The sequence below is a fragment of the Anaerocolumna sp. AGMB13025 genome, from assembly GCF_029689925.1.
GTDB lineage: Bacteria > Bacillota > Clostridia > Lachnospirales > Lachnospiraceae > Anaerocolumna.
Genome location: NZ_CP121445.1, coordinates 4,814,620 through 4,827,786, shown reverse-complemented (window position 1 = coordinate 4,827,786; position 13,167 = coordinate 4,814,620). Strand labels below are relative to the sequence as shown.

General features: G+C 36.5%; 12 protein-coding genes. 11 read left to right on the top strand and 1 reads right to left on the bottom strand.

The annotated features are described in order from the left end of the window. Positions 1-220: 220 nt before the first annotated feature. The 3 genes from QA584_RS19935 to QA584_RS19925 are packed head-to-tail and all read left to right on the top strand — an operon-like array spanning position 221 to position 3,214. On the top strand, positions 221-880 hold the full coding sequence (locus tag QA584_RS19935) for a response regulator transcription factor (protein ID WP_278270861.1): 660 nt from the start codon (positions 221-223) through the stop codon (positions 878-880). After that, a complete protein-coding gene (locus QA584_RS19930) occupies positions 877-2,304 on the top strand; it encodes a sensor histidine kinase (protein ID WP_278270860.1) in 1,428 nt (475 codons plus the stop codon). The genes QA584_RS19935 and QA584_RS19930 overlap by 4 nt, the downstream gene beginning before the upstream one ends. Beyond that, on the top strand, positions 2,246-3,214 hold the full coding sequence (locus QA584_RS19925) for a hypothetical protein (protein ID WP_278275250.1): 969 nt from the start codon (positions 2,246-2,248) through the stop codon (positions 3,212-3,214). Before QA584_RS19930 ends, QA584_RS19925 begins: the two co-directional genes overlap by 59 nt. A gap of 64 nt (positions 3,215-3,278) precedes the next feature. Here QA584_RS19925 and QA584_RS19920 read toward each other — a convergent pair whose 3' ends face one another. Beyond that, a complete protein-coding gene (locus tag QA584_RS19920; protein WP_334306014.1) occupies positions 3,279-3,620 on the bottom strand; it encodes a chromate transporter in 342 nt (113 codons plus the stop codon). 383 nt (positions 3,621-4,003) lie between these two features. On the opposite strand from QA584_RS19920, the gene QA584_RS19915 reads away from it, so the two are divergent. The 8 genes from QA584_RS19915 to QA584_RS19885 all read left to right on the top strand — a co-directional run bounded on the left by QA584_RS19915 (position 4,004) and on the right by QA584_RS19885 (position 12,786). Then, complete coding sequence (locus tag QA584_RS19915) at positions 4,004-4,162, top strand: hypothetical protein (protein ID WP_278270859.1); 159 nt, start codon at positions 4,004-4,006, stop codon at positions 4,160-4,162. Between the two features lie 461 nt (positions 4,163-4,623). Beyond that, on the top strand, positions 4,624-4,923 hold the full coding sequence (locus tag QA584_RS19910) for a hypothetical protein (RefSeq protein ID WP_278270858.1): 300 nt from the start codon (positions 4,624-4,626) through the stop codon (positions 4,921-4,923). Between the two features lie 512 nt (positions 4,924-5,435). Beyond that, a complete protein-coding gene (locus tag QA584_RS28880) occupies positions 5,436-5,672 on the top strand; it encodes a hypothetical protein (protein WP_442870363.1) in 237 nt (78 codons plus the stop codon). Positions 5,673-5,742: 70 nt separating this feature from the next. Continuing rightward, a complete protein-coding gene (locus QA584_RS19905) occupies positions 5,743-7,203 on the top strand; it encodes a HAMP domain-containing sensor histidine kinase (RefSeq protein ID WP_278270857.1) in 1,461 nt (486 codons plus the stop codon). Further along, positions 7,187-7,897 (top strand): response regulator transcription factor, encoded by a 711-nt coding sequence (locus QA584_RS19900; protein WP_278270856.1) that lies wholly within the window; start codon positions 7,187-7,189, stop codon positions 7,895-7,897. Before QA584_RS19905 ends, QA584_RS19900 begins: the two co-directional genes overlap by 17 nt. A 290-nt stretch (positions 7,898-8,187) precedes the next feature. Continuing rightward, entirely contained in the window at positions 8,188-8,976 is a 789-nt protein-coding gene (locus QA584_RS19895; RefSeq protein WP_278270855.1) for a 4Fe-4S binding protein, read from the top strand. A 111-nt stretch (positions 8,977-9,087) separates the two neighbouring features. Then, positions 9,088-10,257 (top strand): LCP family protein, encoded by a 1,170-nt coding sequence (locus QA584_RS19890; RefSeq protein WP_278270854.1) that lies wholly within the window; start codon positions 9,088-9,090, stop codon positions 10,255-10,257. Between the two features lie 444 nt (positions 10,258-10,701). Next, positions 10,702-12,786, top strand: a complete 2,085-nt coding sequence (locus QA584_RS19885) for a sodium-translocating pyrophosphatase (protein ID WP_278270853.1) — start codon at positions 10,702-10,704, stop codon at positions 12,784-12,786. The last annotated feature ends 381 nt before the right edge of the window (positions 12,787-13,167 follow it).

The window sequence follows — 13,167 nt, the reverse complement described above, 5'->3', positions numbered from 1 at the left end:
TGGGGATGTGGTAACTTAAAAATGAAAGGTTTTTGATTGATCTTTAAGAAAAAGAGCCTTCCGCCAAGGAACCACCAGGTTCTGATGACATCATTATTGTCGCTTCAAGGCATGTGGAGACAGTTTGCTTGCTTAATAAAACAAAAATTTGATTCTGTGATATAATGTGCTAATCAAATGTTAGTATAAATTGTTAAATTCACCTATGGAGGTGATGACTATGGAAAATATTCTAATTATAGAAGATGATAAAGCCATTTCAGATTTAATTCTTTGGAATCTTGAATTGGCAGGATATAAAGGTCAGCAGGCGTATTCCGGTAAAGAAGCACAGGAAGTGCTTACTGGATTCAATCCTCAACTTGTGCTTCTGGATATATCGCTGCCAGATATGGAAGGTTTTGAACTTATGGAACTGCTGATGGAGAATGCACTGCCGGTAATTTTCCTTACAGCTAGAAACAGTCTATCAGATAAGTTGAAGGGATTGAAAATGGGTGCTGATGATTATATTGTCAAACCCTTTGAAGCACTGGAGTTGCTGGCAAGAATTGAAGTCGTACTTCGCCGAAATACCAGAGCCCCGGAGGTAACTCGTTTTGAGAATTTGGAAATTAATATGGAAGAACGTTCAGTACGAAAAGATGGCACACTTGTTGAGCTGACTATGAAGGAATATGAGCTAATGCTCCTTTTGATAAAGCACCGTAACAAAGCGCTCTCCAGAGAAAAAATTCTTGAATTAGTCTGGAGCTATGATTATGTAGGTGAAACACGTACGGTGGATATTCACATTCAGAAAATCCGCAAGAAACTGGGTTGGGAAGAACAGATTAAAACCGTTTACAAATATGGGTATCGCCTGGAGGACAAAGCATGAAGCTCTGGCAAAAAGTCTTCCTTGGCACTTTTTTTTTATTTGAAGCTTTATTTAACACTTCTTCTTTTTATCTGATTGAACATAATTTCAATAGCAATTTAAGTGCGGTAATAGAACGTGGACTATCCGAACAGATGATTATCCAATCGCAGATTCGGACTGATTGGACTTATCTCAGTTCATTGAACGGACAAATTCAATTAACCTCTAATGCTCAAGATTTTTTAGAAAATAACGCAGACAAATATACGCGCTTTTTTAATAGTAATGAGGTTTTCCTGGAAATAGCAGACAGTCAAGACAAGAAGGTCTTCACCAGTTTCCCAGGTAAGAATGGCAAGGATCGGCAAGAACTTAACCTGTCAGAAAGTGATGACAGAAAGTATATCATCTGTGACGTGGAAGAAAGAACATATTTATTTATAAGTGGTAATCTGTCGCTGGGTGCAAAGGCTTTCAAACTCACATACATTCGTGATATCTCCAAGACTTACCAAGATAAAAGCTCACAAATCAACCTATTCTTTAAAATAAATATTGCCATAACCATTATACTTGCCGGCGGTTTGTATTTATTAATTTGGTATCTGACAAGATCAATAAGATCACTTAATGAATCGGCAAGGGCAATTGCTGGAGGGGGTTATTCGCAGCGGGTCCCAATTTCTTCAAGTGACGAGATTGGCATCCTCGCAGATAATTTCAATCAGATGGCTGAAGCAGTAGAGAGCAAAGTGGTTGAATTGGAGGAAACAATAAAAAGCCGTCAGCTGTTTATCAACTATTTAACCCATGAACTCAAAACTCCCCTCACTTCAATTATTGGTTATGCCGACTTACTTCGGACAGCTAAATACAATGAAGAGGTATTTTTCAAGGCGCTGACTTATATCTATTCTGAAGGAAAGAGATTGGAGAGCCTTTCCTTTAAATTGATGGATTTGATTCTGATTGGAAATAAAAAGCCAGAGATGGAATATATGGATATTGCTGTTATATGCGGTGAAATAGAGGCTGCATTGAAACCACAGTTGGAAAATAAACAAATAACATTGTCGGTGAAAGTAGAATCCTATACAATGTTGATGGAGAGAGATTTGTTTCAACTGCTTTGTTCCAATTTGTTGGACAACGCAATGAAAGCCTCGGGTGTTGGTGGTCAAATTGCCTTAAGAGGAACTGTTATAAAAGATATAGGATATATATTGGATATCCAAGACCATGGAGTCGGGATTTCTGCGGAAAATATCCCAAGGATCTTTGAACCATTTTTTGTAGTAGACAGTGTTCAATCCAAGGCTAATCATGGATTTGGGCTGGGTCTTGCAATCTGTGCGGAAATCGTTCGTTTGCATGAGGGGCAGATTGAGGTTGAAAGTAAGCTTTGTGAAGGCACCACAGTTAAAATCAGATTTTTTAAATAATACAACTATTTTACAACAATGCGATACTTTTGAAATAACGATTTTTTATTATGTATTTGTAAGGTTGCTTTGGACAACATACAATAAAAAATGGAGGTTATTTTATATGATTGGAAAGAATGGAAACAAAGTGAAAATGGCAGGAATTACTATGGCTGTGACTCTAGTCATCGGCGGATTGGGAATGACAGCGGTATATGCATCAACTTTAAATGATGTTGTATCGAAAGGCAGCGTAGTCACGGTACCCAACACACAGGCGATGTCAGATACGAAGGCAATAACACAAGGTACGATCCAGTACAGTAAAGGGGTCTACACAAGGGCGGATGGTAGCCAGAACGTGACATATGAGCGTTGGTATAACCCTGAAACTAAGGAGAATAGATCTGATTTTCATGAATACTCATCAGATGGTCAACTTATAAAATTTCAGAGCACATATTTGACCAATGGCGGTAATGACCTGGTTATCATCAAACGGGATAACAATGGAGATCCATTAAGCGGTACAGTTATGAAGAAAGCTGATCAGCCAGCTGTATTTGAAAAATTAGAAATGAACCTCGACAATTTTGCTTCTGATAAGGAATATTTGAATAGTGATGCCTGGACTTCAATCGGTACTGAAACAACTTCAGAGGGAAAGACATTGAATAAGCTTCTAAATAGCTATCAGTCTTATATCAACGACACAACTCAGGCTGATATGCAGCTGATTGAATTTATTGATCCGGATACTGGTCTCTCAGCTAAGAGCGAACTCTATGAAAATTCGACTGGTGAAAATAAACTTTTTAGCTCAGAAACCGACGAGTATGGTTATGTTACGGATGACGGAGATCTTTTCAAAACTGATATTGTTACGCTGACACCGGCTCAGGGACCAAAAGAGACACTTGGTAAATAATAATCAAAAAAATCATAAGTTTTTAAAAAACAGGAATGGTAATTATTAGCCATTCCTGTTTTATTTATTTGTTAGCCGATATGATATTCTTTTCCTTAATTACATTAACCCCAAGATTAATTACAACAGCAGGTACTCCAGCCTGTCTCCCTTTCAAAACAGCATTTACTACAGTGTTGTCTCGAAATGCAGTGCAAAACAGCGATATAACTGAAATAATAATAAGCGGCGGCAATACTGTGCCTATAATTGTGATTAATGCTCCCAATATACCTGCGACTCTATACCCTAAAAGTATAGATGCATTGACAGCAACAGCTCCCGGAGAGGATTGTGCAATTGCTGCTAAATGCAGCATTTCATCTTCTTCAATCCAATGCAGATCGTCCACAAACTTTTTTTTCATTAGAGGAATTATAACAAAGTATTATGTTAATAATTGTAACAATTATTGGCTCGTTCTTTATTGATAATTTTTTCTGCAAATATATCTGCTTACAAGGCGCTGTCGCCGGAGTTGCAGGTCGGTTTAGCCCCAGTGGTATCGTCCGATGCGAATATAAGTGCATCAATTGCACGTTATGTACAAATTTATTTTCAAAACTTTGACTACTCAAAAAAGTCTGAGGATTGAATCTGATATACTGTATGTTATAAATATCGTTTAAAAGTACTCAGTTTCAGTGAAGGGATGAGCAATAGGAAAATGCTTGCATATTTTGCGGTATATTGTTATAATACAACCGAAAACTAATTTACACATTGCATTATTATGTTATGGGGGTATTTATGAAATCTATGAAGAAAATATTGATGGGGATAGCAATTATTTTGTTCGGGATAGCAATCAGTTTAGGACCAGATTCGTTTCTCTTTATAGGTTGGATAGTTTCATTAGTTGGATTAATTATGTCATTCATTGGATACTACTTTAAAGAAGATGAATAGTCATGTCGGTAATGCAGCGTATGTTGTATTACAACAAAGTTAAACAATTTCTTAAGTCGAAGTAAGAAAAATTCCTGCTAGTTATTACAGATGATAAACCATTGCTGATGACGACAGCATTTTGCCAGTGGAAAAGTGCTGATTTTTATGTAATAGGAAATTCCACCTTACGAAGGAACAAGAAATAACAGCCCGCTGGAAGCAGGCATGAAAAGCGGACAATAGATAGTAATGGTCTATGTAAAATACCTCTTTAAATTCACCATCTTCAAGATATAGTTATGCCATCCCATCCATTCTCTGTTTTTGCCTAAAATATGGTATAGTATATTATTATTCTTTGATTGTGGGAGAGCATCTTCAATATGTTGGTCATCTAGACTCAAATCAATTTTTCGGTAGTGTTTGGTTGACCACAGTAATGGTAATATTTATTTAACAGGAATAACAGGAGGTTTTACATGAGTGAATTTTTGAAGTTAGATGATTTCATTGAGCTTTCAGATATAGGTTATGAAGAAGCTATTGTTCAATTTTTACAAGATAACGGGATAACGATTGACGAATTTGAGTATGTTGGGAAATGTGATTCTGAATGTCCGCAATGTGATGCGGAAAGCTTTAGTGTCTGGAGAAAGGATATAGGATTCATTAAAGATGGAAAAATTTTTACTTACGATTTAGAAGCAGCTGATGAAACATTAGACTTCGCTATATACTTGTGTAATCAATGTGGTAAGTGGACTACATATATTGAGTAACACATGGAAAGTAACTGATATCATTGATCAGAATTCGATGTGATTTTACATCCTGCTATGTTTACCGCAGTTTTTTCGTTATAAGTTGACAGAAATCATAATATGGTCAATAATTAGAGAGTATGTAACATTAATGTTGCACGCCAGATTGTGGTCAAATTTAGACGCATTGATCTGAAATATAAATTGAAATTTATGAAAAAGTAAAAACACTTACACAGCTCTGGCAGTAGCCGGGCTGTGGTTTTTTAATTTTAGTAATTTTACTAACAAAATACATGTAGTAAATCATCTTATTAATGTAAAGCAAAGTTGGAGGATCTACCGATGACCATTAGGAGGTGAGTTGAATAAGAATATGAAAAGGAGGTTAGGACATAACTTTAATACATATATGGATTCTAGATGCTGAAAATCGAATTGTAGTCGAAATGGACAAATATAGCGGTGAACAGATCTTTGTCACAGTCTTTTAAACAGGCAGCACAACAGCTGTCGGAGAAAAGCGTTACATTGCGCAGCCATCTATTAGCCTTGCAATTTCTGAGCTTGAAGTTTATTATGGAATCAGGTTGTTTGACCGTATTGTAAAAAGTCTTTATATAACAGAAGGCGGTAAGCATTTTCTTCAGTATGCAACACACATAGTTATACTTTTTGAGGATATGGGAAACGAAGTAAAAAATCTTGATGACAGAGCAATATGGTTTGCTGAGGAGTATGATAAAATAGTTCAGTTAATTTACTAATAGGCTATCTGAATTCACATTTTTATAACTTGTTTTAAATTGTTAGAAGGCAGTTACGAGGAGGAGGACGATGCATAAAGAAAAGCAGACAGTGAAACACAGAATTTTTATTTCTAATACCAGAATGGTGCTTGTAACTTTAAGTCTATTTCTTTTCGTTAATATATTCGTAATAAATTTATATGAGAACACATATAAAAACAGCATGATTGGTTCGTCTGAGTTAGCAGATAATACCGAACAAATAAGAAATATCCTGGCAGATTGGAATACATCTCCAAAAGAAGAGGCAATAAACAATCTTGCAGCAAAACTGAATAGGTATGGATATTCTATTTGTGTTGAAATGGATGGTGAAGTGATTTACTCAAATACTGATTTTTCTGTGAGTGAGCTTATAAATTATCTTGGAGATTATTTGGAAACAGATGGAAAGATGCATGTTTATGTACAAGACTATATGACAGTGATAACACAATATGATATGAATGAGAAAATGAAAGTGTATGCAATCGCAGGAGAATATCATGAATTCTGGCCTCAAAAAAATAGTATGACTACTGTACTTATACTATTACTGATTGATGGTATATTTTGCATTGGTGCCTTACTCATTATTAGTCAGATTTTTACTAAGAGACTTATAGAACATATCACGAATCCTTTAGCTGTATTGTCAGAAGGAGCAAAAAGAATGAAAGAAGGAAATTATTCTGAACCTGTTAAATATAAGGGAGATATTGAATTTGAATATGTCTGTGAGGCATTTAATGAAATGCAGGAACATATAACGGAAGCTAATGCAAAAAAGGAGTCTTATGAAAAGATGAGAGTTGAAATGGTGGCGGGAATTTCTCATGACTTAAGGACTCCATTAACGGCAATCAGAGGAACAATAAAAGGTCTCAAGGATGGGGTTGCGACCACACCTGAATTAAGAGAAAAATTTCTTGATACAGCTTATAAACGAACGATAGAAATGGACCTGCTTTTGGAAAGGTTGTTTTATTTCTCAAAACTTGAAACAGGTAATATGCCACTGTTTTTTGAAAAGACAGAGTGGAGTGAGTATCTGGAAGCCTATGTGAAAAGATACGAATTATCGATAGAGAATGAATCTTTAAAAATTAATTTAAAAGATGTAAAAACAGGTTTGTTTTCAAAGATTGACCGAGAACAAATGGAACGAATACTTGATAATATACTGGAAAACAGTAAAAAATATGCAGAAACAGATAAGCTTGAAATTACCATTAATATTTTTGATGAACATGCCTATGTCGTACTTGAGATCTCTGATAATGGCGGTGGAGTTTCAGAAGATAAGATCCCCCATATTTTTGAACAGTTTTTTCGAGGTGATGAATCGAGGAATATAAAAGAAGGGAATGGTCTAGGTCTTTATATTGTAAAATATCTGGTAAATGCTATGGGAGGCTTAGTAGATGCAGAAAACAGCAACGGTCTTACCATTCGAATAAGACTACCAATTTTGGATGTAGGAGGTGATTTAGATGAATGCAAAATATAGAATACTAATTGTCGAAGACGATGATGATATCAGTATGATAGAACAGGCTTATCTGGAAGCTAGTGGGTTTGAAACATTCATTCTAAGTGATGGAGATAAAGTACTTCCACTTCTGCATGTGGAAAATTTTGATTTAATAATACTGGATATTATGCTTCCCGGAAAGAATGGTTATGAGATATGCAAAGAGATAAGAGATAAACTTAATATTCCAATTCTCATGGTAACGGCAAGGACGGAATCTGTTGATAAAATTCGTGGTCTGGGACTTGGTGCAGATGATTATATTGTTAAACCGTTTGATCCCGCTGAGCTTGTAGCAAGAGTAAATGCAAATATAAGGCAGTATAGCCGATTAACAGAAGCCAATCAGAATGAGCTGGATGAGAAGGGCGATGAGATACGAATCGGTAATATTCGAGTTCTTCTGCATGGCTGGAAGGTCTATAAGGGTGAGGAAGAAATTCGTTTTCCTAATAGAGAATTTGAATTATTAAAATTTATGGCTGAAAATCCTAATATTGTTTTCTCGAAGGAACAATTGTTTGAAAAAATATGGGGATATGATTATGCTGGGGATAGCGCGACGGTTATGGTGCATATTAATCGTATTCGTGAAAAAATTGAGGATGACCGTAAAACCCCAAAAATCTTAGAGACAGTATGGGGTGCGGGATACCGGTTGAATAGATAAGATAAAATCATATGATTATCAGGTTATTCGATGGAAGATAGAGACCTTTATAAGTATCCTCTAGAAAAAAATAAGGAAGATAGCAGTAAAAGTTCGAAAGGTTTGTTAGAGTAGCAGACTATAGTTACTGATTAAATGGAAAAAGAAAGAGTTTAGGATTTGTTTAATTTTATACCTCCTGTTTGTTTAATGTGATTTGATATGATTATCGCATAAACAAACAGGAGGTATTTTTGTGAAGATTATAATTCGGTAGATGTAAACCAAACCAAATATACGGAGGTCATGTAATGAATATTAATACTAAGAAATTAGCAAAAACGAGTATTCCTTTTTTTCTAATAATATTCCCGCTTGTTTTTAGTTCCCTGATTGAGGAGACTTTTGAGAATGCAGTTCAACATAGCATCATAGCAGCTCCAATAATATTTATTTTGTTTGCCATTATCTTTAAAAGAAGCTTTTGTGGTTTTTTGTGTCTGGTGGGAGCGCTGCAAAGGGGTGTTGGATATATAGGATTCAAGCTTATAAAAAAAAGGGTCACAGTTCCTGCAACACTCGATAAATATCTTAGAGCAGTGAAATACATCTTACTTACAGGTTTTGCAGCATTATCCATTGCAGGCGGCAAGTTTCTGCTACAAGTCAGTGTTGATGATGTATTTGAGCAGTATAACATAATATTGCCTGGATTAGCCTGGATAAGTATTGTATTGATTTTTGTAACAATTATTGGGTCATTTTTTATTGATAATTTCTTCTGCAAATATATCTGCATACAGGGTGCTATCGCCGGAGTTGCAGGTCGGTTTAGCCCCAGTGGTATCGTCCGATGCGAAGATAAGTGCATCAATTGCACGTTATGTACAAAGAAATGTCCCTCAAATCTAGAGGTACATAAAATGAAGAAGGTAATATCGGCTGAATGTTTTAACTGCCAAAACTGCATTGCTGTATGCCCAAAGAAAGGGGCATTAACTAATAGTTTTGCAGGCATAAAAATCCCGTTGGTTTTGTTTGTAGCTATGGCAGGAATGTTTTACATATTGTTAACCTTCTTAATACCGCTATTTTTATAGATGGTACTATGAGTTTTTTTCGTTATAAGTTGACAGAAATCATAATATGGTCAATAATTAGAGAGTATGTAACATTAATAACTCATTATAAAATACGGAAATGGTGATCCTATGTCAAATAGATACGAAGAAGATTTATTAAAACAGCAAGTACTTGAAATCATGAATGCCGAAAAAGCAGAGAAAATTACAACGGAACCAGAAAAAAGGAAAGGGCAAGCTCCGCAGACAAAGAAGTCTCCTTCCCGAAAAAAGAAAAAACCCCATAAGGCATTAAAAATAGCAGGCAGTATTGCTTTATTTCTACTGATTCTAATTGTCTTAATCATTGGAACAAAGCCGGGACGCAGCATTATCTATAAATCAGTAAGCACTTTTGCCTTTCAGAATATGAACAATGAAGATATTATCAAGGAATACGATGCAAAAGGTGGTGCAAAGCATGCTGATGGAGCAAGGCACGAAGACTATGTAACCAATTATCTAATCTTTGGTATCGAAGAATTCGGGGGAGCCAGAAATACCGATTCCATGATGATTGCCTCCATTAATACCAAAGATGATACCTTAAAGCTTACCTCGCTGCTTCGTGACAGCTATGTTGATATAAAAGGTTATAAAGCAAATAAATTAAATTCTGCTTATGCCAGGGGCGGAGCGAGATTATTGGTTGATACGATAGAAAAGAATTATAAGGTTCAAATCGACGGTTATGTATCCGTTGATTTTAAATCTTTTGAAAAAATAGTTGATCTATTAGGTGGCGTAACAATTGAGCTGGGGAAAGAAGAAGCACAATACCTTAACAAAACCAATTATATATCGCAAAAGAAAAATCGAAATGTAAAAAAAGGTGTTAATCATCTTAATGGCAATCAGGTTATGGGATATGTCCGTGTACGAAAAGTAAAAACCCTGGGTGGAGTTAATAATGATTATGGACGTATTGTCCGACAGCAAAGAGCCTTAAAAGCGATGTTTGAGAGCTATAAATCTCCGAAAAACCTGTTCAAAATAATATCCGTTACAAAAGAAAGTCTGGGTTATGTGACAACGAATTTAACACAGGATCAGATAGAAAAAGCAATGGAAGATGTGGTTGAGAATAAAATAACAACCTTGGATACCTTCCGAGTTCCGGTTGACGGAGCCTTTGATGCACCTAAAAAATACAATGGAATCACTTATCCAATTGTCTTAGATTGGGATAAGAATAGAGTTGAATTATATAAGTTTATATTTGATGATACAGAGAAAGAAGCGGTTGCCGCATTGAAGTAATCAGTTAAGATTGTAATGTAAAAAATATATATTTCTTAATACCTGCTCGAAGGAGCAGGTATTTTTAAAATCATTATTTGCCATGGAATAGAATCGTATTAAGTATCTGTGGCGGATAAAGCTTTAATTCCCCTCTGGGTAGGCTTGGGACTGGATGAGCTCAGCATGTCTCCCAGTTCCATACTCCGGATAAAAGGACAAAAATAGCATAAGAAGTAGAAGAAATCCACGTTAAGAACTGCAGACGTAGTTATAGAGGGTTATGGTGTCATTGCCCGGAAATTAGATTGTATCATTTTACTATTTCCGTCCATTTTCATGAGATATTTACTATTTGATAAATAAAAAAATAAATGGAAAAAATTTAAAATAATTGTTGAAAATAAACAGGAATTATTTTACAATGTAGTTATCTATTGAAAAAATTTAAGGAGGTATCGTTTAATGAATGCGATCTATTTTGTTATTATTGGGTCATTGTCAGCACTGGTTTTTGCTTTTCTTATGTACTTGCGTATTAAAAAGCAACCTCAAGGCTCCTCTGAAATGATCCGCATTTCTGATGCCATAAGAAAAGGTGCTAATGCTTATCTGAAACGTCAGTATTCAGGGGTGGCACTATTCTTTGGTATTATTTTTTGTATTTTATTAATTATGGCATCTGGTGGATACTTAAGCTTTTTTACACCATTTGCATTTTTAACGGGTGGTTTTTTCTCCGGTCTGTCAGGATTTATAGGTATGCGTACAGCGACAATGGCTAACAACAGAACGGCGGAAGGAGCCTCAAAAAGTTTAAATAAGGGACTTAGAGTGGCATTCTCAGCCGGTTCTGTTATGGGTTTTACAGTCGTAGGTCTTGGTCTTTTAGATCTCTCTATCTGGTATTTGATATTGAATGCGGCTTTTCATAATCTGCCAGAAAGTCAGCGTATTACTGAGGTAACATCGAATATGCTGACCTTTGGTATGGGTGCATCCAGTATGGCACTTTTCGCCAGAGTTGGTGGAGGTATTTTCACGAAGGCAGCTGACGTGGGTGCTGATCTTGTTGGTAAGGTTGAAGTCGGTATTCCGGAAGATGATCCTCGTAATCCGGCAGTTATTGCAGATAATGTGGGTGATAATGTAGGTGATGTAGCCGGTATGGGTGCCGATCTTTATGAATCTTATGTGGGTTCTATCGTGGCAACGGCAGCACTGGCAGTTGCTGCGGGATATGGATTAAAGGGAGTTTCTGTCCCATTGCTATTAGCAGCACTGGGGGTTATAGCATCAATTATTGGTACTTTTTTTGTAAAGACAAAGGAAGGTGCCTCTCAGAAGAATCTTCTTAAGGCACTTAGAACAGGCACCTATATCAGTGCCGGAATCATAGTTGTTGCATCATATTTTATTATTAAGTTACTGCTTCCGGAACAAATGGGTCTTTATATAGCAGTTTTGTCAGGATTGGTTGCCGGAGTTTTAATTGGAGCCATTACAGAGTATTTCACATCGGATACTTATAAGCCGACCAAAAGACTGGCTGATTCCAGTGAAACAGGACCGGCTACCATAATAATCAGCGGCTTATCCCTTGGAATGCTTTCAACGGTTGCACCTGTAGTAATTGTAGGAATTTCTATTCTAGTAAGTTTCTTCAGTACCGGAGGTGCTGATAACTTTAATGTTGGGCTTTATGGTATCGGCTTATCTGCGGTAGGAATGTTAGCCACTTTGGGTATTACCTTAGCTACGGATGCCTATGGACCGATTGCTGATAATGCCGGTGGTATTGCAGAGATGACACATATGGATTCTTCCGTAAGAGAAAGAACCGATGCACTGGATTCCCTTGGAAATACGACTGCGGCTACAGGAAAAGGATTTGCTATCGGTTCTGCCGCTTTGACCGCGCTTGCCTTAATTGCTTCTTATGTTGATAAAATACATCAGATCAATCCGGATCTGAAGCTGGATTTAACACTAACCAACCCTAAAGTTTTAGTAGGACTCTTAATTGGAGGAATGTTACCATTCTTATTTGCTGCGCTAACCATGGATGCAGTTGGCAGAGCGGCACAGTCAATTGTATTAGAAGTTAGGCGTCAGTTTAAGAATATTGTTGGAATTATGGAAGGAAAGGCGGAACCGGATTATGCTGCCTGTGTTGACATGTGCACAAGGTCAGCGCAAAAGCTGATGATTGCACCGGCATTAATTGCCGTAATTGTACCAATAGTCATTGGATTACTAATGGGTCCCGAAGGTGTTTCTGGTCTGCTTGCAGGAACTACGATAACTGGTTTTGTTCTTGCTGTTATGATGGCAAACGCAGGTGGAGCATGGGATAATGCTAAAAAGTATATCGAGCAGGGCGCACATAGCGGAAAAGGAAGCAGCCAACATAAAGCAGCAGTGGTAGGTGATACAGTAGGAGACCCCTTTAAAGATACCTCAGGACCATCTATTAACATTCTAATTAAGCTAACCTCAATGGTTTCCATTGTTTTTGCATCACTTGTTTTGGCTTATCATTTGTTGTAATAATGAGCATGGGACATGACTCCCTTTTTCATCAGTGATAGTTATCGCAACTAGTTAAGTGCCAAATATCAATGAACTTTTTGGATCTCTGGGGACAATTACATAATGAAGAATTTGAAGGGGTCGAATTCGACCCCTTTAAAAGTTAAATTGTATAAATGCGTTTACACAAGTTTATATTTGATGATACAGAAAAAGAAGCGGATGCCAAATTAGTATAGCAGACCGATCGCCTACTTATTCTCTATCCTGATCAGGGAATGCAGATGAACATGTAGCGCTCTTACCTAATAATAAAAGCCAGCATTTGATAGAAGGTTAATTAGAATCTCCAAGAAGAAGACCTTGTGGATAGGGAAAACAGAGATGTTCTTCATTGTT